The organism is Gordonia sp. DT219 (assembly GCF_049847065.1).
GTDB lineage: Bacteria > Actinomycetota > Actinomycetes > Mycobacteriales > Mycobacteriaceae > Gordonia.
On the sequence record NZ_JBNCNR010000004.1, the window covers coordinates 1 to 22,009 of the forward strand.

Sequence of the window (22,009 nt, forward strand, 5' to 3'; positions counted from 1 at the left end):
CCGGCTGGTCCTGGAATCCGAACCCCGGCGCATGACACACCAAACACGCCGAGCGCGAACACTTCTCACAGCATCAACACTCACGATACTGATACTCGCGCTCGCCGCATGCACAACACCCAACACCACGCCAACTCCCCCAGCATCGCCTTCGGTCTACGCACCACCGTGGTTTGTGCACTTTACTATGAACTGGATGCCAACTCCGGCAATCGATCTCACGAGTTCCGACGCTACCTTCATCCGCGCTGTTCGCGACTCAATCTACATCGCGCAGGTATCTTCGGCAGGCACTGCAGCCGCCTACCCTGGTTTCACTCACGCTACGGCACTACACCATTCGCCTCCCCCTCTGGACTCCGACGACCCGAAATCACCGTTGCCCACGAGCAGGGAGACGCACGCCATCGTCGCGTTCGAAGTTGACGGAAGCATCGCGACAGCCACAATCTGCGACACCGGCCCCGGCTGGAGCGGCGAAGTCCTCACCTACTGCGGCGCGCCTGAAGTTTCTGGACGGTGTTGTTTGATTCAATGGTGTATGCGAGCTGCACCGTTGATCATCCCCGACAGTGACCGCGCCGAGTTGGAACGATGGGTTCGTTCGTCGACCACCAAGGCGGGCCTGGTGCAGCGCGCGCGGATCGTGTTACTGGCCGCCGACGGTGTGGCCCACACCGAGATCGCGCGGCGGTTTTCGATCTCACGGCAGACCGTGGTCAACTGGCGATCACGCTACGAGACCGGCGGTGTGAACGGTTTGCACGACGAGGACCGGTCAGGCCGTCCACGGGTGTTGGACCGTGACAAGCTGATTGCCACGACGTTGACGCCTCCACCGAAGAAATACGGTGTCACACATTGGAGTTCGCGCTTGCTGGCGAATCACTTGGGTATCGGCTACGGCACGGTGGCCAGAGTATGGCGCGAACACGGCGTGCAGCCGTGGCGGTCCGAGACGTTCAAATTCTCCACCGACCCCGAGTTGGTCGGCAAGGTCACCGACATCGTCGGTTTGTATCTCGACCCGCCGGAGAACGCGATCGTGTTGTGTGTGGACGAGAAGTCGCAGATCCAGGCACTCGACCGCACGGCACCGACGCTGCCGATGCAGATCGGAATTCCCGAGCGCCAGACGCACGACTACGTCCGCAACGGCACCACCACACTGTTTGCTGCCCTGGATATCGCGACCGGGAAGGTGACCGGGATCTGTCGGCCCCGGCACCGGCACCAGGAGTTTCTGGTGTTCCTCAAACATGTTGCCCGCGCCTACCCGGACCAAGAACTGCACCTGGTGATGGACAACTACGCCACCCATAAGAAGCAGGAGGTCCGGGATTGGCTTGCCGCGAATCCTCGTGTACACGCGCACTTCACACCCACGTCGGCGTCGTGGATGAACCTGGTCGAAGTATGGTTCGGCATCATCGAACGCCAAGCCATCCATCGTGGCACGTTCCGCAACGTCCGCGAACTCACCGCCAAGATACGCGACTTCATCAACGGCTGGAATCCACGCGCTCAACCATTCGTCTGGACGAAAACCGCCGAACAAATCCTCGCGAAAGCCTACCGTCCAACAACTTTAAACACGCCGCACTACCGGCGCACCGGAACACCGCCGCCGACCAACCAGCACGGCCCACACTGGTATCCCATCCACAACGTCTTCGGCGACTGGCAAATCCTCAACGACACTCAACCCGATTTCAACCAACCGCCCAGCCTCGCCGTACGCCAATGCGCCGCCGCCCACATCCCCGAACCAGTCAGCCCACCCAACAGCCCCGGCTGGTCCTGGGAACCGAACCCCGGCACATGACACATCAAACCCGCTCAGCGCGAACTTTTCTCACGGCATCAGCGCTCACGATGCTGATACTCGCGCTCGCCGCGTGCACAACACCCAACACCACGCCAACTCCGTCGGCATCTCCTTCGACCTATGCGCCTCCGTGGTTTCTGCACATCACTATGTATTGGGTTCCCACCCCCGCACTGGATCTCATGAGCCCCGACGCCACTTTCATCCGAGCCGTATCTGAATCCAACGGGATAGCATGGCTTAGCGCAGCTCACGCCGCAGTGGCATTTCCCGGCTACGTTCACGCTACCGAACTACACCCCATGGAATTCCAACCGACCGAGGATCCGAAGTTCGCCCGCCCGATAGCTCGAAGCTCCCGGTTCGTCGGCTCCTTCCACAGTGACGGGATTACGGCAACAGCCACGATTTGTGAAACTGGTCCCGGCTGGACCGGCGAAGTCCTCACCTACCGGCGCACCGGGGCCCCGCCACCGGCCAACCAGCACGGCCAACACTGGTACCCCATCCACAACGTCTTCGGCGACTGGCAAGTCCTCAACGACATCGAATCCGATTTCAACCAACCGCTCAGTCTCGCCGTACGCCAATGCGCATCCGCGCACATCCCCGAACAAACCAACGCACCCAACAGTCCCGGCTGGTCCTGGAATCCGAATCCCGGCACATGAAACATCAAACCCGCTCAGCGCGAACTTTTCTCAGGGCATCAGCGCTCACGATGCTGATACTCGCGCTCGCCGCATGCACAACAGCCAACACCACGCCAACTCCCTCAGCATCGCCTTCGGCATACGCACCACCGTGGTTCCTTCACCTCACCACCGAATGGATCCCCACGACCGCAATTGATCTCACGAGCCCTGACGCAACGTTTATCCGGGCCGTGTACGAGTCAGAGTCGATCGCTCAGCTCAGCGCTACGCACGCCGCGGCCGGCTATCCCGGATATGTTCAGGCCACCGAATTGCACCCTCCGGCATTCGGGCTGGGTGAAGACCCCACCCACCCGTACCCACCTGGCCGGACTTCGGTATTCATTATCGCGTTCCATACTGAAGGGGCCGTTGCCAGCGCTACAATTTGCCAACCCGGCCCCGACGTCAGCGGCGAAGTGCTCACCTATCGGCGCACCGGGACCTCGCCGCCGGCCAACCAGCACGGCCCACACTGGTACCCCATCCATGACGTCTTCGGCGACTGGAAGGTCCTCAACGAAACCCGTCCCGACTTCAACCAACCACCTGGCACCGCAGCACGCCAATGCGCTGCCGCTCACATCCCCAAGCCAACGAACCCACCCAACAGCCCCGGCTGGTCCTGGAATCCGAACCCCGGCGCGTGAGTTCCGGCGAAAGGTACACCTATGCCCGATATCTCGGCTTTTCCAGCTCACATCCAAGCCGTTCTGCGGGGTGATGGCAGCGACACCAACCATCAGCCGCCGTCCAGCTCCGGGCCAAGAGCGCCCTCGGCACCGATACCGCCGGGGATGGGTGGCGACCGAGAGTACCGACCGTCGATATCACACCGCACGTCGATCCCGCGAAACGATTCGGAAGATACCGTCACCGAGGGATACGAACGCTGGGTCCGTGACAAGCAAGCGCGAAGAGAAGAGTACGAACGTCGCGTCTCCGATTCGCTCGATGAATGGTGGCAGAGCCACACGACATTTGTGCTTGTCCCCGATCGCATCGCACAGGCCATCCGCCGCGAGGTCGAGGAGTCATTCCTGAAAGAACTCAAAGACTGGGCCCGACAGCACCCAGAAGTTCCGCGAGAACCATGACCGCGACATTTGACTCGGTGCCGCCGAATCGTAGCGGTCCGCGGCCGCTCCCGACGAGCCGACGCCCGACTTCGCGAGTTCTGCTGCCGCACGAAGTCGACCTTCCGCCGGATGCGGATGCTCACGGTGCTTCGCATTGGAAAGACTGCCGACATGAACGAATCGGAAGCGGTCGTCGGTGCACACGAGGATCGTCCGAGTCGAGAATGTGGCGGGATATCGATGGCCAGGTGCCGGGCACGTCGTCGACGAGGTGACCTACCGGACCTCCGGCTTCTTGGCACCTGTTCCGGCGCCTGCACAGCCGCACGCGCATCCCGAACCGGACACGTCGCCGCCGCAATGCGGCACCATGGGCTGATAACGATCCTCCAGCCCGACATCGTCGACGCCACGCTCGCCCGCTACGCGGACGCTCTGGGCGACAGCGCACCGGTGTACCGCAACCATGTGCTGCGCGGCCTGAACTATCAGGCGCTCCTTCTGGGCCATGAGCCACCGGCCGAGTCCGTACTGGCGTGGGTTGTCCATGATCTCGGTGTCTGGACCGCCGAGACCTTCGACTATCTGGATCCGTCCGCGCGCCTCGCCGACGATCTCACCGCCGACTTCGCCGCGACCGACCTGGACGCGGTGCACCGGATGGTGCTCGAACACCACAAGGTGCGCAGCCATCCCGACCGCCTCACCGACACCTTTCGGCGCGCCGATCTCGTCGATGTCAGCAAGGGTCTGATCCGCCATGGGATCACCCGCGACGATGTCCGCGGGATCGTCGAGACGTTTCCCTATCTCGGCTTCCACCGCTGGCTCGCCAAGGGCCTGTCCGGGTATGCCGCAAAGCATCCCGCGGCCCCCGCGCCGATGCTGCGGTGGTAGCCGGGCGCGCCGCGACATCGCGTAACAGCCAGGGATGACCCGGTCGAGGCGTCCGCCGATCGACTGACCCCGACGTGCGAATTTCCGACACGGACGCACTACATCGGTTGATCTCTCGCGGATCATCTCTCAGGTCGCTTTAATCAACTGCATGCCTTCCGCAGACAGACGTACGCACCGGACGCGGACCGCGCGCGTCATCATCGCCGTTCTGACCGTGATCGTCGGGCTGTCCACGGCGTGTTCGGTCAGCGGCACACCGGTCGCCGCAGGGCCCGCCATCGACGGCTTCGTCACGGGTGTCACCGCCATCAACAATCCTGGTGGCTCGTCATCGGCCGTGTCGGGGACCCTCGCGGCCGGGCAGTCTGCGGGCCCGACGCTACATCTGCCCGACAATGTCACCGCGGTCAACGGCGGCAGCGTCCTGCAGAGCACCCAGTCATCTGCGCCGATCACCACGATGCGAATCGCGTTGGAAGGCAAGCATAATGGTCATCCGACCGGCGCCCCGGCCCCTGGATACACCGAGTTGAAGTTCGGATCGGCGACGTCGAACGCCTCGGTGGTGATGACCCTCGCGCAGCAGCTGCCGTCGGAGGACTTTGCCTTCTACTTTGCCGGTGTCGATGCCTCCGGCGTCCAGGGACCGATGATCCGGCAAGAAGTGAAGGCACTCAAGGTGGGGACGGGCGCGGTCCAGGTCACCGCGTCATGGGATGTCGACAGCGATCTCGACTTGATCCTCGTCGAGCCGTCCGGCGACAAGATCTACTTCAACAACAAGACATCATCGGCCGGCGGCGAGCTCGACCTCGACTCCAACGCCGACTGCGACATCGATGGCAAGCGAAACGAGAACATCACCTATCCACGGGCTGAGCCCGGCACCTACACCGCCTACGTGAATCTCTACTCGTCCTGTGGGACACCGGCCACAAACTACGTCGTCACGGTGAGCGTCGGCGGCCAGCAGCCCCAGACATTCACCGGCACGTTCACCGGTGCAGGTGTCCACACCGCCGATACCAGCCAGATTCGTCAGGTCACCGCCTTCCAGGTGACGTAGAGCCGCGCCTGTCGGCGGCCACGTCGACCCCTCGTCCGCGCCCGCCGACACCCCCGGCGCACCCGGCCGCGACACCCCTGCCTGCATCAGATGAACGACGGGATCGCAGGTCGACGATTCCAGTTGGGTATCGTCATCCCGGAATCGCGAATGGAACATCGAGGGGGAACTGCTTGAACGCGACCAATGCGGGGGTGATCGCCGGCCGTCACCTGATCGGTCCCATTCGTTCAGACGCACTCGGCCAGATGTTCATCGCCGACCCGTCGGTATCCACCCACTCTGCGTCGAGCCCCGCTGTTTCCGGCCGACGCGAGCTGATGCGGGTGCTGTCCGTCGATCCGAGCTCGCCGGAGTTCCAGAGCCGCTTCGCCGCCGGGGTTCGCACGCTGCAAGGACTTGTCCATCCGGGACTGACCGGATTGATGGACTCCGGCATCGAGTCCGGCCGCCCGTGGTTCACCAGCCGGTATGTCCACGGCCGCGTGCTGACCGGGCAACGCCGTTCGGACGCCGACGCGATGGCGATCATCGGCCAGATCGCCGACGCACTCGACCACGCGCACCGACGTGGCGTCGTCCACGGCGATCTCGGCCCCGCGGAAGTCCTGCTCGCCACCGACGTCGAACCGAACGCTCCGGGAACAACGGTCGTCCTGGACGTGGGCACGATCGCCCTCACCGGGCGCCCGACGCTGAACCCACTCTCGGGCACCGCCGAATACACCGCCCCCGAGATCATCGCCGGTCAACCCGCCCGCCCCGCCTCCGATCAGTACGCACTCGCCTGCCTGCTATTCCAACTCCTCACCAGCACAACACCGTTCGCGGATGCCGTACCGCAACAGACGATCACGGGGCATCTCCACCGGCCGGCGCCGCCGATCAGTGCGTACCGGCCGGACCTCGCCGCGCTCGACGTCGCCTTCGGGCACGCCCTCGACAAGGACCCGGCACGCCGCTACCCCGACTGCCGGGCGTTCGTGGGGACGGTGGCGACCCTGCGTGCCCGCGCGACCGCCGCGCAGTCACGGCCGGTCGCCCCCGCGCCGGCATCATCGCTGCGCGGACGCGCGGCCGCACCGGTGGAGCCGCCTACCCAGGCCCCAGAACCGGCGCCTGTCCGGCAAGCCCCCGTCCAGCAGGCCCCTGTACAGCAGTTGGGAATCCCCGGCGAGACGCCGCCGCCGACATCGTCACATCCGGTCCCACCGCCAGTGGATGCTCCGCAATCCGAAGCCGCGCAAGCCGAACCCGCGCGATCCGCGTCCGGGCAACCCGTTTCCGGGCAACCACAGCCCACCCACCCAGAGGCGCCTCGTCCGGACGCGGCCGCTTCACCGGCCCCGCCGACGCTGGTTCCGTCCGATATCGGTTCCTCTGATACCGGTTCGCCTGATATCGGTTCCCCCGCCCTCGATTCCCCTCAGACACTGTTGCCGGAGGCCTTCTCCGGCGCCTCCACCAGCGTGTATGCACCTCAAGGCAACTCCGCGTCGACACACCCGCACACCGGCACCCAGCCACTTTTCGCGCCCGGCGAGAGCACCTCGACGCCCGAACCGCCGCCCCGGCACACCGGTCCGTCGGGCACCGACGGACCACCGCCGACGGCCCCAGACGGATCTTCGCGGTCCCGCGGCCCCTGGCGCCGTCGCGGGATCTACGCCGGCCTCTCCCTGGTCGCAGCGGTGGTGATCGCGGCCATCGCGGTCGCGGCCACCTGGTTCGTCGTCGACCGCGACTCCACCCTGGCGCAGGTCACCACCTCGACGATGTCCACCGGCCACGGCACCACCTGCGCCATTCGCCAGTCGGCGGCGTACTGCTGGGGTTCGAACGCCGACGGCGCGCTCGGCAACGGCACGACGACGGACTCCAACACGCCGGTCAAGATCAACGGACTGAACAAGGTGACGAGCATCGCCGTCGGGTGGACGTCGGCGTGCGCGATCGCCGACGGTTCGTTGTACTGCTGGGGCAACAACGCCCAGGGACAGCTCGGCGACGGCACCACCCAGAATCGCCCTGCGCCCACCAAGGTCGCGAATCTGCACAACGTGACGTCGGTGGCCATCGGCGCAGACGTCAAACTCTCCGGCGAGGCCGTCGAGTCGGACTCCACCTCGTGCGCGGTGGCCGACGGCGGCGCGTACTGCTGGGGCGCGAACACGCGCGGACAGCTCGGCGACGGCACCACCGACAGCCGCCCGGTCCCGACCAAGGTGAAACACCTCGACGACGTGGTCTCCCTGACCACCGACTCGGCGCAGACCTGTGCGCTCACCGGCGCCGGCGATGTCTACTGCTGGGGTGCGAACAATCGCGGACAGCTCGCGGACGGCACGACCGTCGACCAGAAGACCCCGGTGCGCGTCGGCGGCCTGTCGAAGGTGACCGACCTCGCCACCGCCGTGAACAGTACGTGCGCGGTCAGTGACGGCAGCCTCTATTGCTGGGGCAACAACACCTACGGGCAGACCGGTGGTGCCGACCGCCGGACGACGCGAGCGCCTACTCAGGTGACCGGGCTGAGCAACGTCAGCCGCGTCTCGATGGGCTCGCAGACGACCTGCGCGGTGGCCGACGGCGCCGTCAACTGCTGGGGAAACAACTCGGCGAACGTGGCCGGACCCGATCCGCGCGGGTATTTCAGCACGCCCACCAAGATCGCCGGGATCACCGGAACGGCCTCCGCGGTCGCCACCGACGCGGCGGTGGCCTGCGCCCAGACCGGCAGCAAGATCTATTGCTGGGGCACCAACCGTGACGGTGAACTCGGCATCGGGTCCGACGCCTTTGTGCAGACACCGACGGAGGTCACGTTTTGACGGCCGGTACCAGGCGAACCGATAGGGGGCACTAGTGGCACAGCTCGAACAGGGCAGTACGTTCGCCGGATACCAGGTTCTGGCCAAACTCGGTGCCGGCGGCATGGGGCAGGTCTACCTGGTCGAACATCCGCACCTGCTGCGTCGTGAGGCGCTCAAGGTCATCTCGGTCACCGCGGCCGACAACGCCGAGTTCCAGCAGCGTTTCACCAACGAGGCGCGCACCGTCGCCTCACTGAACCATGCCGGCATCGTCGCGATCCATCACTACGGCGTCGAAGGCGACTCGCCGTGGTTCACCATGACCTACCTCGACGGCAGCGATCTCACCGCCGGCGGCCTCACCGATGCCGAGGTCGGACAGATCGCCCTTCGCACGGGCGAAGCACTCGACTACGCGCACCGGCATCAGGTGATCCACCGCGACATCAAGCCCGCGAACATCATTGTCACGCGGGAGGCCGACGGATCGATCGACCAGGTCGTCCTGCTCGATTTCGGTATCGCCAAACTGGCCGACTCGACGTCGATGACCGCCACCCACGCGTTCATCGGCACGCTCGCCTACGCCGCGCCCGAGGTCATCGACGGTCAACCTGCCGGTCCGATGAGCGACCAGTACGCGCTGGCGTGCAGCATGTACGAACTGCTCACTGGCGTAGCACCTTTCGATGCTCCCACGCCGTCGGCGATGATGGCCGCACTGTTGTCGAAGCCGGCACCGCCGATCAGTTCACGTCGCCCGGACCTGGCAGCCCTCGATCCGGTTTTCGAGCGAGCCCTCGCCAAGGACCCGACGCAGCGCTTCGGTGACTGCCAATCCTTCGCCCGGGCACTTGCCGCCGTACTGACCACCTCGACCGGCGGGCCCCAATCGGCGATCGTCCCGCTGGCTACGACCGCTCCCCTCGGTGGCGGGCAGCCGCCGGTCGACGCCGACGCCCGCACCGTCGAATCGCGGCGGCGCAGATCGCGTCTGGGCGCCATCCTGGTGTCGGCTGTCGCGGCGATCGTCGTCGCCGTCGTCGCGGTCGCCGCGACGTGGTGGACGGTCGGGCGATCGGAACCGGTCCCGGCCGCGGCCACCGCCCCCACGTTCACCGACGTGAGTGTGGCCGTCTCTGCCGCCTGCACGGTACGCAACCGGCTGGCCTACTGCTGGGGCGAGAACGACAACGGGCAACTCGGCGACGGAACCACCACCAATCGGACCGCCCCGGTGAAGGTCGCCGGCCTCACCGATGTGACCGCGGTTTCGACCGGCGGCAGCGGGACCTGCGCAGTGGCCGCGGGTAAGGCCTACTGCTGGGGAACGCTCGACAAGATCACGACACCCAAGGAGATTCCCGGTCTGAGTAATGTCACCGACATCGCCACCAACTCCTACACCACGTGCGCGATCGCGGACAGTTTTCTCTACTGCTGGGGTTCGAACAGTGAAGGCCAGCTCGGCGACGGGACCAACTCTGCACGCACCGCGCCGACCAAGATCGAGTCGCTGTCGTCGGTGACCGACGTGTCGGTCGCCGACGAAGCGACATGCGCCATCGCCGACAGCACCGCCTACTGCTGGGGAAAGAACGCGAGCGGCCAACTCGGTGACGGGACCACCACCGGCCGCCTGACCCCGGTCGAGGTGAAGAACATCAACTATGTGTCGCCGATCAGCACCGGAGGATTGTGGGGCGACGGCTCCACGTGTGCGCGGCGCGCCGACGACTCTGCCTACTGCTGGGGCGACAACGGCTCCGGCCAGATCGGTGACGGAACGACCACCAACCGGCTATTGCCGAAGAAGATCCTGACCGATGTCGACACCATCGCCACCAATGGCGGGGCGACGTGCGCCATCACGACCGCCCGCACCCTGAAGTGCTGGGGCGACAATCGCAAGGACTATCTCGACCAACCAACACCGACCGACGTTCGGGGCGTCGACGACGTCACCGCGGTGAGTGTGTGGAGCGGTAACACCTGCGCCATTGCACACGATCAGCTCTATTGTTGGGGATCCAACTTCGACGGCCAGGTGGGGGATGGCACCACCGACACCAGACCGGCTCCGACCCAGGTGAACTTCCCGACCTGAGTCGACGGTCGCGGTTCATCGCGGTGGTTGCGATCGCAATGAATTCTTTTGCGGCGCATGCCATCTTCGCGAATCGGTCATCGTTCGTCCGACCAGAGGACACGACGGTCGGTCGTTCTGGAAACGTCGGCGCGCACCGCTACACTGAGCGCCTGGTGCCCCCTTCGGCACAACCGACATCGCTGCCATGTCACCTCCGCACCCGACTGAAACGCTCACCTGCTGTATGCCACGCATCTTCCCCAGCCCGCCGGCCCGGCTCCCCGAACTCGACGGCCCCGCGCTCGAGGGCATCTGCATGCTCACCGTCGATCTCGTCGTGCGCAGTTCGACAGTCCGGCAGGTGCACGCGTGATGGCACGAATGCGAACCTGGCGCACCCGTCGACACCCGTCGGTCTCGACCCACAACCGGCCGAGCACGATGCCCGCGGCGCGTTCGCATCCGCCGGCAGTGAACTCATCCCCGATGGCCGGACTGGCGCCGATCGGAGTCGTGCACCGCCCCGGCACCGAGCCGGTGTACGCGTTGCCGATGCCGCCGCGTACCGCACCGTCCGAGTCCGACACGGTCGAGATCACAGCCGCCCCCGACGACGACACCGTCGAGATCGAGCGGCCCAGCACCGACAGCGCTCCCGACGACGCCGACACCGAAGAGCCGAACGCCGTCGTCGATGCCGACAGCACCGACACCGACACCGACACCGACACCGACGAAATCGACACCTCCGACACGGACACCGTCGAGCTCGCGGCCGATCCGGACCACGCAGACCCGGGCGACGCCGACCCGGGCGACGCCGACCCGGGCGACGCCGACCCGGACAGCACCGACCCGGACAGCACCGACCCGGACCAGGCCGACTCCGAGACCGGGCCGGCGACCGAGGCCTCCGCGACCCCGAATCTCCGGCACCGCCGGACCGCCTCGATCGCCGCCACCAACACCGACACAGCTGCGGAGCCCGCCAGATCCGACGCCGACTCCGGCGGTGGCCAGCAGCCGAGGAAGGCGGCAGCCCGTCCGCCTGGCCCGTTGTCGCCGGCCCGGACGATCATGCCGGTCTGGACGATCGCTCGGCCCGCCGCGCGCCCGACCACCCGGGTCCTCCGTCCCGTGGTGGCGGCCACCCAAGCTGCGATGATCGGCACCGCACCGTCGGTGCAGCCCGCGAAGACCGCGCCCGGCCGCATCCGCCGCAGCCTCGCCCTCGACGGCGTACGCGGGATCGCCGTGCTGGCCGTGGTCGTCTATCACTTCTTCGGCAACGCGGTCCGCGGCGGGTATCTCGGTGTCGACATCTTCTTCGTGCTCTCGGGCTTCCTGATCACCTCGCTGCTGGTCCGCGAGTACGGGGCAAAGAACCACATCTCACTGTCCCGGTTCTGGGTTCGCCGGGCGCGTCGCATCCTGCCGGCCGCGTTGACGGTGCTGATCGTCACCACCGCCGTCGCCGGCCTGATCGGCGGCGACACCGCGGTGCAACTGGTCAATCAGTTCCTCGGTTCGGCCTTCTTCGTCAACAACTGGGTTCAGATCGCCCAGTCGCACAGCTACTTCGCCGACACGTCGCCGCAGATCACCATGCACTACTGGTCACTCGCGATCGAGGAGCAGTTCTATGTCGTGTGGCCGCTGCTGTTCCTCGGCGCGCTGTGGGTGGCGCGGCGACTGTCGTCGGGGGCGCGTACCCAGATGCGGATCATCGCGACGGTCGCGGCGCTGCTGGCCGCGGGGTCGGTGGCCGCAATGGTCGCACTCTATGATCCCGCCCGCGACCCCAGCCGGGTGTATTTCGGTTCCGACACCCACAGTTTCGGCCTGCTCGTCGGCGTCACGCTGGCACTGGTCCTCACCGCACCGGCGCCCGATGCCCCCGACTCCTGGCCGCGACGCGTGTCACCGCGCACCGCAGAGATCCTCGGCAAGACAGTCGCGCCGCTCACCTTCACGGGTCTGATCGCACTGATCTTCTTCCTTCCCGACACCTCGGCGTTGACCTATCAGGGCGGCCTGCTCGTCGCGTGTCTGCTCACCGCGTGCGTGGTTCACACCGCGGTTGCCGAGACCGGCCCGGTCGCGGCTCTGCTCCGGGTGCAGACCTTGCGCTATCTGGGCGAGCGCTCCTTCAGCCTCTACCTCTGGCATTGGCCGATCGTCCTGTTCCTGCGGGCCTGGCTGCAGGGCGGCCACGATGCCGCGCGCTCGTCGTCGTGGCCGGATTGGACGGTCGGCTTGTTTGCCGCCGTGCTCACCCTCGGTGTGTCCGAGCTGTCCTACCGTTACATCGAGACGCCGTTCCGCCGCAAGGGCTTCCGCGGCGTGCTGCGCTCGCTGGGGACGACCGAACGCCTCGGTGTCCCGGCCGCGGTCCTGGTGGGTTGCCTGGTCGTCGCCTTGTTCGCCGGTTCCGCGTTGGGCCGAAGCCCCGAGAAGACCGCGCTCGAACAGCAGCTCGACCACCTCGCCGACCTTCAGCGGCAGGCCAACGCGCACCCGCCGGCCGCCACACCACCGCCTCGGCCGGCGCCCGCCGACGTCCCGGCCCTGCCACTGGGCCGCGACATCACCGGCGTCGGTGATTCGGTGATGCTCGCCTCCTCCCCCGCACTTCAGGCGCGGTTCCCGGGTATCTACATCGACGCACAGGTGTCACGGCACTACACCGGCGGCGAGGGCGTGATCGAGAACTTGCGATCCGCCGGCACGCTGCGCAAATTCGTGGTGTTGGGCTTCGGCACCAACGGGCAGGCCTTCGACGGTCAACTCGACCGCATCCTCTCCGAGATCGGACCGGGCCACAAGATCGTGCTGCTCGTGCCGTACGGACCGGTCGACGGCATCCCGCAGGCCGCGCAGCAGGTGTTGCAGTACGCGCCGAGGCACCCGGACGTGTTCCTGGCGCCGTGGTGTCAGGCGGCCGCTGCCCATCCGGAGAATCTGGGCCCCGACGGAGTACACCCGATGGGCCCCGGCACCTGGATGTACGCCGACGCGGTGACCACAGGTCTGCGGCAGGCTGTCACCGGCAAACGGGACAACACCATCACCTGCCCGAACTGAGCGACCGGAGGACGTGCCGGTACCGCTGAAGCCCGGTCACGCGACGTTCAGCCGACGACCCACCGTGTCGCCGGGGTCGCGCCCGCACCGGGCGGGAAGGCGGCGGCGAGAGCATCGGCAAAGCGGCGATTGCGGTCGGCGGTACCCGCTGCGGTGTAGTGGATACCGTCGGTGAACTCGCCCGGCTGCGCCGCGGCAGCCCAGTCGACGACCGCCAGGTTGGGGTAGCGGACGGTTGCGTTGCGCAGTGCCGTGTTGAACGCGGCCATCGCCGCGGAGCCGAAGGCCCGATTGCTCGGATTGGACGAGGCCACTGTCGGCCACAACACCGGCTGCCCGCCGAGCTGCTTCATGATCCGGTCGATGCGCTCGTCGGCGCCGACGGAACTGCCGGTCGCGATGGCGCCGGCGTCGTTGACGCCCATGGCGATGACCCAGCAACCGTGTTTGCCTGCCGCGAGTTGCGCGCCGACAGCGTGCTCGGCGTCGAGGGACGGGCCATCGACGATCGCGCGGCTGGCGAGCGCGTCGAGGGTGAAGTTCGCGGCACCGACTCGGCGGTACTGGGCACTGGCGGTATCGGTGGGCGCGGGCACCGCGGCGGCGTCGTCGGCGCGCACCGAGGTGGAGTCACCCACTTGGATGACCGAGGTGCATCGCGACGATCCCGGGTTGGTGCCCGTCTGCGGAAGCGTCAGATTGCCTATCTGGTCGAGTACGTCGGGCAGGCCGAGATCTGCCGACGAGTTCGGCACGCCGGACTGGGGTAACGCCGTGACGATGCCGTTGAGACTGTCGATCGCCGACGGCAGGTCGGTGGGCGGCGCAGCAGCGCAATGACCGGCACCGGCGAAGGCCAGCGCACCGCCGGCCACCATGCCGACCCCGATACGCCGGATACGGCCACGAGTGCATATGCGGGTGAGCTGAGACAGCGAAAAGTTGACCACAATGATCACACTGAACTACACCAGTCACTTCTGTCGCAACTGGTGGCGTGCAACAACTTGATCAAGGTCGATGCATCAACGCCGCGAGACACTGCCCGGTTCCCTGCTTGACCGAGTCTCGCCCCAAGGTCAGACCGCCGCGAGGGCTCGGTCCCAGAGTTCCGCCGACCGCGCCTCGCCTGGGCCGACGACGTCGGCGAAGGCGATGTGTCCGTCGGTGTCGACGAGGAAGGTGCCGCGATCGGCATAGCCGCGGCTCTCGCTGAACACGCCATACGAGCGCGCGGTCGCGCCGTGCGGCCAGAAGTCCGAGAGGATCGGGAACAAGAAGCCCTGGGCCGACGACCAGACCTTGTGCGTCGGCGGCGGACCGACCGACACGGCGATGGTCTGGACGTCGTCATTGACGAAGCGCGGCAGCTGGTCGCGGATATAGCCGAGCTCACCCTGACATGTGCCGGTGAACGCGAGCGGGAAGAAGACGATGAGCACTTTGCGATCTTCGGAGAGCAAGCGCGACAACGAGACCCGTTGATTGTTTTGGTCCCGCAGCTCGAAATCCGGTGCGCCGGCGCCGATTCGGGGTCCGACCGCGACGTCGGGTGCGCTCATGGCCGTTTGCCGGTGCGCAATTTCGGTTGCACCAGACGCGCACCCGACCAGTCACCGAGACTCACCACATTGGTCTGGGTCAGCCCCGCCGTGGGCGCGGCCTCGGCGATCTCACTCGGATCGACATAACCCGGACTACCCGTCTTGGGCGAGAGGACCCAGATGTATCCATCGTCGGCGAGCGGTCCGATCGCATCCATCAACCGGTCCACGAGGTCGCCATCGTCGTCACGCCACCAGAGCACCGCGACATCGACGACGTCATCGGCGTCTTCGTCGAGCATCTCGGCGTCGATGACGTCCTCGATGTCGGCACGCAGGTCATCGTCGGTGTCCTCGTCCCAACCCAGTTCCTGGACCACCATGCCGGGTCCGAAACCGAGCTTCTGTGCACTGCTGCCATCGGAGCCATTGCTCCCTGAGGCGGCTACCACCGCGCGAGACCTCCCAAGTCGAATACTGTTCGCCGTGTCGGCTGTCGAAAACCAGCCGGTCTTCGGACCGGCTATTGGGACAGCGTAATGCACGCCATGACCCCGCACCGACAGGAATCGGCCATCAGAGACCTCCAGTCGGTCGAAATGGGCACCGGCCGGGGCGATCGGCGACGGCCCGTACTACCCGGGCACCGGCGCCGTGGCAGTGGTCGAGGCCAGGCCCGGAGGCGTGGGCAGGTAGGTCGCGCACGCCGCGAGCACAGCCTGTTTGTCTTGGGTCCAGGTGTCGGCGAGCGGGTTCAGACCGGCCCGTTCGCGTCGGCCGATCGCTTCGCCGAGCCGGGCGGAACTATCGAGGAAGGCGTTCACCGGATCGGTCACTGCGGCCGGTACGGAAGGGTTTGTCTTTGCCCGGATCTGGTCCACCCCGGCGATCAGGCTCGCTCGCGCCCGTTCATCGAGGTCTCCGACCCGGTCGTAAGACTGCACCTCGTTGAGGCGGTCGACGAAGGTGTTGTAACCGTGCACCATCACCACCATCGACGACATCGCCTGCCGGCACAGCGCCAGTGTGAGTTCGTGGCGGCCGGCCGCGGCCGACGCGGACTGTTCGGCGCGATACTGCGAGACCTGCGCCGAATCGGCACTCCCCGACCCCGCCACCGTCGTCGAACAGCCGCCGACGATCATCACCACGGCACACATCGCCGCGACACTCATCGCCGGGGAACGCACCGTCCGGGCCGGCGCGCCGGACGGTCCGGCCGGCTCGCCGCCTCGCCGCACACGGCACAGTCGCCCCGACGTCGGCGGACATGCCGATGCACGCGTCACTCGCTACTCCCTAATCGCCGCGTTCCCTACTCGGCGGTAATCACATTCGGAACGCTACCGCAGGTCAGGCACCACGCGTCGAATCGGAGCACCCCCGGTGCCAACGTCGGCAACATGGGGCACGATGTGAGGTGGGTCCGTGAGCGAGCACACCATTGCCGCCGATGGGCTCTCGTGTCATCGCATGCCGGGCAGCACCCCCGCCCGGCCCGATAGAGGAGTAGGCATCACCGTGACCGAACCGGCAGAGACCAAGGGCGTCAGCACCACTGACGGCACACCCGACACCATCCCCGGAACCCGCGTGCGGGTCATCCGTGAGGGCGTCGCGTCCTATCTGCCCGACATCGACCCCGACGAGACCGGCGAATGGCTGGAGAGCTTCGACAATCTCGTCGAACATGCCGGGCCCGCCCGCGCGCGCTACCTGATGCTGCGGTTACTCGAGCGTGCCGGCGAGAAGCATGTCGCCATCCCGGCTCTGACGTCGACCGACTACGTCAACACCATCCCCACCGAACTCGAACCGTGGTTCCCCGGCGACGAGGGGGTCGAGCGCACCTTCCGCCAGTTCATCCGCTGGAACGCCGCGATAATGGTCCACCGGGCCCAGCGTCCCGGGGTAGGGGTCGGCGGCCACATCTCGACCTATGCCTCGTCGGCGTCCCTCTACGAGGTCGGCTTCAACCATTTCTTTCGCGGTATCGATCATCCCGGCGGCGGCGACCAGATCTTCATCCAGGGCCACGCTTCGCCGGGCATCTACGCCCGCGCGTTTCTGGAAGGACGGATCAGCACCGAGCGCATGGACGGGTTCCGGCAGGAGCACAGCCACGCCGGCGAGGGTGGTGGGCTGCCGTCGTATCCGCATCCACGGCTGATGCCCGACTTCTGGCAGTTCCCCACCGTATCGATGGGCCTGGGCCCGATGAATGCGGTCTATCAGGCGCGATTCAACCACTACCTGCACGACCGCGGCCTCAAGGACACCTCCGATCAACACGTGTGGGCGTTCCTCGGTGACGGTGAGATGGACGAGACCGAGTCGCGTGGCTTCGCCTCGGTCGCCGCGACCGAGGGCCTGGACAATCTGACCTTTGTCATCAACTGCAACCTGCAGCGCCTCGACGGGCCGGTCCGCGGCAACGGCAAGATCATCCAGGAGCTCGAGTCGTTCTTCCGCGGTGCGGGCTGGAACGTCATCAAGGTGGTCTGGGGCCGGGAGTGGGACGCCCTGCTGCAGGCCGACAAGGACGGCGCTCTGGTGAATCTGATGAACACCACCAACGACGGTGACTACCAGACCTACAAGGCCAACGACGGGGCCTTCGTGCGGGAGTACTTCTTCAATCGCGACCCCCGCACCAAGGATCTCGTCCGGGATATGACCGATGCCCAGATCTGGAACCTCAAGCGCGGCGGGCACGACTACCGCAAGATCCATGCCGCCTATGCCGCGGCGATGGCACACAAGGGCCAGCCGACGGTCATCCTGGCCAAGACCATCAAGGGCTACACCCTCGGCAAGCACTTCGAAGGCCGCAACGCCACGCACCAGATGAAGAAGCTCACCCTCGACGACCTCAAGGCATTCCGCGATTCCACGCGCGTCCCGATCAGCGACGCGCAACTCGAGGAGAATCCCTACCTGCCGCCCTATTACCACCCGGGGCTGGATTCACCGGAGATCGAGTACATGCTCGACCGCCGCCGCAATCTCGGCGGGTTCCTGCCGGTGCGCCGCACCAGGGCCAAGGTGCTCAAGCCGGATGTGAGCAACGCACTCAAGACGGCCGCCAAGGGGTCGGGCAAACAGCAGGTCGCCACCACGATGGCACTGGTGCGGATCTTCAAGGATCTCTTGCGCGACAAGGAGATCGGTCACCGTATCGTGCCGATCATCCCCGACGAGGCACGCACGTTCGGGATGGACTCGTGGTTCCCGACCCTCAAGATCTACAACCGCAACGGCCAGCTCTACACCTCCGTGGACGCCGACCTGATGCTCGCCTACAAGGAGAGCAGCGAGGGCCAGATCCTGCACGAGGGCATCAACGAGGCGGGCTCGACCGCGTCCTTCACCGCGGTCGGCACCTCGTATGCCACCCATGACGAGCCGATGATCCCGCTCTACATCTTCTATTCGATGTTCGGATTCCAGCGCACCGGCGACAGCTTCTGGGCCGCAGCCGATCAGATGACCCGCGGATTCGCCATCGGCGCCACCGCCGGACGCACCACCCTGACCGGCGAAGGACTGCAGCATGCCGACGGGCACTCGCCACTTCTCGCAGCAACCAATCCCGCGGTCGTGGCCTACGATCCGGCGTTCGCCTACGAGCTCGGGCACATCATCGCCGATGGTCTCCGGCGGATGTATGGGGAGACTCCGGAGAACATCTTCTACTACCTCACCGTCTACAACGAGCCGATCAGTCAGCCGGCACAACCCGACGATCTCGACATCGAGGGCGTGTGCAAGGGCATCTACCGGTTCCGCCCGGCGCCGCAGGGCAAGGAGTTCCCGGCCAACATCCTTGTTTCCGGCATCACCATGTCCGACGCGCTGCGCGCACAGGAATTGCTGGCCGACGAGTGGAATGTCGGCGCGGCCGTCTACTCGGTGACCTCATGGAGCGAACTCGCCCGCGACGGCATCGCGATCGATCGTGCCACGGTACGTGACCCGGCCGGTGAGGCCGGTCAGCCGTACCTGACGACAGTCCTCGCCGAGAGCTCCGGGCCCTTCGTCGCGGTCAGCGACTACCTTCGGGGTGTCCCCGAGCAGGTCCGCGCCTACGTGCCGGGCACCTACCTGACGCTGGGCACAGACGGTTTCGGCTTCTCCGATACCCGCCCGGCCGCACGGCGGGTGTTCAACATCGACGCCGAGTCGATCGTCGTCGGCGTCCTGGTGGCATTGGCCCGTGACGGCCACCTCGACTCGTCGGTGGCTGCGGCCGCGGCCACCAAGTACCGGATCACCGATGTCGCCGCCGCCGAGGTGTCCTACGCCGACACCGGCAGCGCGTAGCGGCTCCCGCGCTCTCCGTACTCTCCGTCGTCACTCTCCGTCGTCACTCTCCGTCGTCACTCTCCGTCGTCGTGGCGGTCCCCCTCGTCCGGGGTGACCACCACGATCGGTCGGGCCCCACCGGACGCGACGCCTACATTGAGTACATGTCCGAGCAACGGGTCAATCAGCCGCCGCCGGCGCCGAGTGATGTCTTCGGCGAGCGTGGTGCGCACGTACCGGCGCCTGCCACCGTCCACGATGCGCTCCCCGACACCCTGCTGCGCCGCGTCAAGCAATACAGCGGCCGGCTGGCCACCGAAGCCGTCCACTCGATGCAGGATCAGCTCCCGTACTTCGCCGACCTCGACGCCGCGCAACGGGCGAGCGTCCAGCTCGTCGTACAGACCGCGGTCGTCAACTTCGTCGAGTGGATTCAGGACCCCGAGGGCAACGTCAAATTCACCGTCCAGGCCTTCCAGGTCGTCCCCCAGGACCTCGCCCGCCGCATCACCCTGCTGCAGACCGTCGAGATGGTCCGGGTCGCCATGGAGTTCTTCGAGAAGTGGTTGCCCCTGCTGGCCCGCAACGACGCCCAACTCCGCGCATTGACCGAGTCGGTATTGCGCTACGGACGTGAGATCGGATTCGCGGCGGCCGCCATCTACGCCTCGGCCGCCGAGTCCCGTGGTGCCTGGGATTCCCGGCTCGAGGCGCTCGTCGTCGACGCGGTGGTGCGCGGTGACACCGGCCCGCAGTTGCTCTCCCGCGCGGCGGCGCTGAACTGGGACTCCGACGCCCCGGCCACCGTCATCGTCGGGGCACCACCGCCCGAACAGAACGTGTCGGTGCCGCTGGCGATCCACAACACCGCCAAACGCTATGACAGAGCGGCTCTTTCAGTAGTGCAGGGCACGTTGCTGGTGACCATCGTCAGTGGGCCGATCGCAGTCTCCGACCCTTTCGGCAGCGCCTTGTTCACCCATTTCGCCGACGGGCCGGTCGTCATCGGCCCGACCATGCCCAATCTCGGTACCGCGCACGCCAGCGCGACCGAGGCCATGGCCGGGATAAGCGCGGTCGTCGGTTGGCCGGGCGCTCCGCGGCCGGTACACAGCCTCGAGTTGCTGCCGGAGCGGGCTCTCAACGGCGATTCGTCGGCAACCGCAACCCTGATCGACACGCTCGTGCGCCCACTCGCGGCCGGCGGCTCGACCCTCAACACGACGCTCGAGGCCTACCTCGACTGCGGTGGCTCGGTGGAGGCCTGCGCGCGCGAACTGTATATCCATCCAAATACTGTCCGGTACAGACTGAAGAAAATTGCAGAAGCCACAGGACGTGATCCAACTAACTCTCGTGACGGGTACGTCTTACGAATCGCCGCGACAGTCGGCAGATTGACACACTTCCGGCACGAATCGACAACCTCCGCCACATGAGAACCATCCGCCCCACTGTCGTTTAAGTGTTTCCGCTGGCAGACGCCATTTGGACACGTTTCTGTAACGAATCTCAGAGTGATGACGATGCGGGACCGACAAAAGGCACCTTTGTGGGAACCCCACAAACCAACGCGATGAGGTTCATCGACCTCGACACCGACATGCCGGGCCGAAACGGTGTTCTCTGGTCACGTGCTATCGATGCTTGCGCCCGGTCAGGGCTCACAAACGGCCGGCATGTTGATTCCGTGGCTGGAACTTCCCGGCGTCCGCGATCAGCTGGCGACGTGGTCGAAGCTGATCCAACTCGACCTCGAGCGGCTCGGCACCACCGCCACCGCCGAGGAGATCACCGACACCGCGGTGACCCAGCCCCTCGTCGTCGCCGGGGCCCTGCTGGCCTTCGACGAATACCTCAAAAGCGGCGAGCTGCCCGACGACGCGGTCATCGCCGGCCACTCGGTCGGCGAACTCGCCGCCGCCGCGATCACCGGGATCATCACGGCCGACGAGGCGCTGCGGCTCGCGGCGATCCGCGGTTCGGAGATGGCCAAGGCATGCGCATTGGAGGCCACCACGATGGCCGCAGTGCTCGGCGGTGACGAAACACAGGTGCTCGCGCGCCTCGACGAGCTCGCGCTCGTGCCCGCCAACCGCAATGCCACCGGTCAGATCGTCGCGGCCGGCCCCGTGGCCGCCATCGACGAACTGATCGCGAACCCGCCGGAGAAGGCGCGCACCCGCAAACTCGCGGTCGCCGGCGCCTTCCACACCCGCTACATGGCCCCGGCGCAAGAGGCCGTCGCCGAGGCCGCCTCACAGATCACCCCCGCCGATCCCAGCCGCACGCTGCTGTCCAACTCCGACGGCCAACCCGTCGCCGGTGGCGCCGACGCGCTGGCCAAGGTGGTCGCCCAGGTGACGAGCCCGGTCCGCTGGGATCTGTGCTCGGCATATCTGCGTGACAACGGCGTCACCGCCCTCGTCGAGCTGCCACCGGCCGGAGCGCTCGCGGGTATCGCCAAGCGCGAACTCAAGGGCACCCCGACCGTCGCGTGGAAGACACCCGACCAGATCGAGAAGGTCATCGAACTTGGATAACGGTCGCGTCTTGACGCGACCACCGGAAATTCGGCACCAGCCGGATGTCCAAGCACCCGTGAC

At 66.4% G+C, this 22,009-nt stretch carries 15 protein-coding genes and 1 pseudogene; 12 read left to right on the forward strand and 4 right to left on the reverse strand.

Annotation, left to right across the window (positions count from 1 at the left end; translation table 11 throughout):
• Nucleotides 1–541: 541 nt before the first annotated feature.
• The 9 genes and pseudogenes from ACPXB3_RS07520 to ACPXB3_RS07560 form a co-directional block, all read left to right on the forward strand.
• Nucleotides 542–1,579, forward strand: a pseudogene (locus tag ACPXB3_RS07520) (IS630 family transposase); the annotation flags it as partial.
• A 551-nt stretch (nucleotides 1,580–2,130) separates the two neighbouring features.
• Nucleotides 2,131–2,499: a hypothetical protein gene (locus tag ACPXB3_RS07525; RefSeq protein ID WP_425727283.1), complete on the forward strand. Its 369-nt coding sequence runs from the start codon at nucleotides 2,131–2,133 to the stop codon at nucleotides 2,497–2,499.
• 695 nt (nucleotides 2,500–3,194) lie between these two features.
• Entirely contained in the window at nucleotides 3,195–3,620 is a 426-nt protein-coding gene (locus ACPXB3_RS07530) for a hypothetical protein (RefSeq protein WP_425703562.1), read from the forward strand.
• 342 nt (nucleotides 3,621–3,962) lie between these two features.
• Nucleotides 3,963–4,499, forward strand: coding sequence for a hypothetical protein (locus tag ACPXB3_RS07535; protein WP_425727284.1), 537 nt, complete (start codon nucleotides 3,963–3,965; stop codon nucleotides 4,497–4,499).
• Between the two features lie 151 nt (nucleotides 4,500–4,650).
• Nucleotides 4,651–5,568 (forward strand): YfaP family protein, encoded by a 918-nt coding sequence (locus ACPXB3_RS07540; RefSeq protein ID WP_425703566.1) that lies wholly within the window; start codon nucleotides 4,651–4,653, stop codon nucleotides 5,566–5,568.
• A 173-nt stretch (nucleotides 5,569–5,741) separates the two neighbouring features.
• Nucleotides 5,742–8,399, forward strand: coding sequence for a protein kinase domain-containing protein (locus ACPXB3_RS07545; protein WP_425703568.1), 2,658 nt, complete (start codon nucleotides 5,742–5,744; stop codon nucleotides 8,397–8,399).
• 34 nt (nucleotides 8,400–8,433) lie between these two features.
• Nucleotides 8,434–10,488 carry a protein kinase domain-containing protein gene (locus ACPXB3_RS07550; protein ID WP_425703569.1) on the forward strand — a complete coding sequence of 685 codons (2,055 nt, stop codon included), beginning with the start codon at nucleotides 8,434–8,436 and terminating at the stop codon, nucleotides 10,486–10,488.
• Nucleotides 10,489–10,714: 226 nt separating this feature from the next.
• A complete protein-coding gene (locus ACPXB3_RS07555) occupies nucleotides 10,715–10,843 on the forward strand; it encodes a hypothetical protein (protein ID WP_425703570.1) in 129 nt (42 codons plus the stop codon).
• 98 nt (nucleotides 10,844–10,941) lie between these two features.
• Nucleotides 10,942–13,554 (forward strand): acyltransferase family protein, encoded by a 2,613-nt coding sequence (locus ACPXB3_RS07560; protein WP_425727285.1) that lies wholly within the window; start codon nucleotides 10,942–10,944, stop codon nucleotides 13,552–13,554.
• A 47-nt stretch (nucleotides 13,555–13,601) separates the two neighbouring features.
• Here ACPXB3_RS07560 and ACPXB3_RS07565 read toward each other — a convergent pair whose 3' ends face one another.
• The 4 genes from ACPXB3_RS07565 to ACPXB3_RS07580 all read right to left on the reverse strand — a co-directional run bounded on the left by ACPXB3_RS07565 (nucleotide 13,602) and on the right by ACPXB3_RS07580 (nucleotide 16,387).
• Complete coding sequence (locus ACPXB3_RS07565; RefSeq protein WP_425703572.1) at nucleotides 13,602–14,504, reverse strand: SGNH/GDSL hydrolase family protein; 903 nt, start codon at nucleotides 14,502–14,504, stop codon at nucleotides 13,602–13,604.
• A 129-nt stretch (nucleotides 14,505–14,633) separates the two neighbouring features.
• On the reverse strand, nucleotides 14,634–15,116 hold the full coding sequence (locus ACPXB3_RS07570) for a redoxin domain-containing protein (RefSeq protein WP_425703573.1): 483 nt from the start codon (nucleotides 15,114–15,116) through the stop codon (nucleotides 14,634–14,636).
• Entirely contained in the window at nucleotides 15,113–15,550 is a 438-nt protein-coding gene (locus ACPXB3_RS07575; protein ID WP_425703574.1) for a DUF3052 domain-containing protein, read from the reverse strand. Before ACPXB3_RS07575 ends, ACPXB3_RS07570 begins: the two co-directional genes overlap by 4 nt.
• Before the next feature lie 183 nt (nucleotides 15,551–15,733).
• Nucleotides 15,734–16,387 carry a hypothetical protein gene (locus ACPXB3_RS07580; protein ID WP_425703576.1) on the reverse strand — a complete coding sequence of 218 codons (654 nt, stop codon included), beginning with the start codon at nucleotides 16,385–16,387 and terminating at the stop codon, nucleotides 15,734–15,736.
• Between the two features lie 184 nt (nucleotides 16,388–16,571).
• Between ACPXB3_RS07580 and aceE the strand changes: the two genes are divergently transcribed.
• From aceE to ACPXB3_RS07595, 3 genes are all read left to right on the forward strand, one after another.
• The gene (gene aceE / locus ACPXB3_RS07585) at nucleotides 16,572–19,421 is read left to right on the forward strand and encodes a pyruvate dehydrogenase (acetyl-transferring), homodimeric type (protein WP_425703971.1); all 2,850 of its coding nucleotides are present in this window, start codon (nucleotides 16,572–16,574) and stop codon (nucleotides 19,419–19,421) included.
• 146 nt (nucleotides 19,422–19,567) lie between these two features.
• Nucleotides 19,568–20,842, forward strand: coding sequence for a PucR family transcriptional regulator (locus tag ACPXB3_RS07590; RefSeq protein ID WP_425703578.1), 1,275 nt, complete (start codon nucleotides 19,568–19,570; stop codon nucleotides 20,840–20,842).
• A 195-nt stretch (nucleotides 20,843–21,037) separates the two neighbouring features.
• Nucleotides 21,038–21,946, forward strand: a complete 909-nt coding sequence (locus tag ACPXB3_RS07595; RefSeq protein WP_425703580.1) for an ACP S-malonyltransferase — start codon at nucleotides 21,038–21,040, stop codon at nucleotides 21,944–21,946.
• Nucleotides 21,947–22,009: the final 63 nt, after the last annotated feature.

Excerpts from the sequence above, each read along its gene's own strand:
- ACPXB3_RS07555 (WP_425703570.1), top strand. The coding sequence starts at position 10,715 with ATGCCACGCATCTTCCCCAGCCCGCCGGCCCGGCTCCCCGAACTCGAC.
- ACPXB3_RS07535 (WP_425727284.1), top strand. The coding sequence starts at position 3,963 with ATGCGGCACCATGGGCTGATAACGATCCTCCAGCCCGACATCGTCGAC.
- aceE (WP_425703971.1), top strand. The coding sequence starts at position 16,572 with ATGCCGGGCAGCACCCCCGCCCGGCCCGATAGAGGAGTAGGCATCACC.
- ACPXB3_RS07570 (WP_425703573.1), bottom strand. The coding sequence starts at position 15,116 with ATGAGCGCACCCGACGTCGCGGTCGGACCCCGAATCGGCGCCGGCGCA.
- ACPXB3_RS07530 (WP_425703562.1), top strand. The coding sequence starts at position 3,195 with ATGCCCGATATCTCGGCTTTTCCAGCTCACATCCAAGCCGTTCTGCGG.
- ACPXB3_RS07540 (WP_425703566.1), top strand. The coding sequence starts at position 4,651 with ATGCCTTCCGCAGACAGACGTACGCACCGGACGCGGACCGCGCGCGTC.
- ACPXB3_RS07590 (WP_425703578.1), top strand. The coding sequence starts at position 19,568 with ATGTCCGAGCAACGGGTCAATCAGCCGCCGCCGGCGCCGAGTGATGTC.
- ACPXB3_RS07525 (WP_425727283.1), top strand. The coding sequence starts at position 2,131 with ATGGAATTCCAACCGACCGAGGATCCGAAGTTCGCCCGCCCGATAGCT.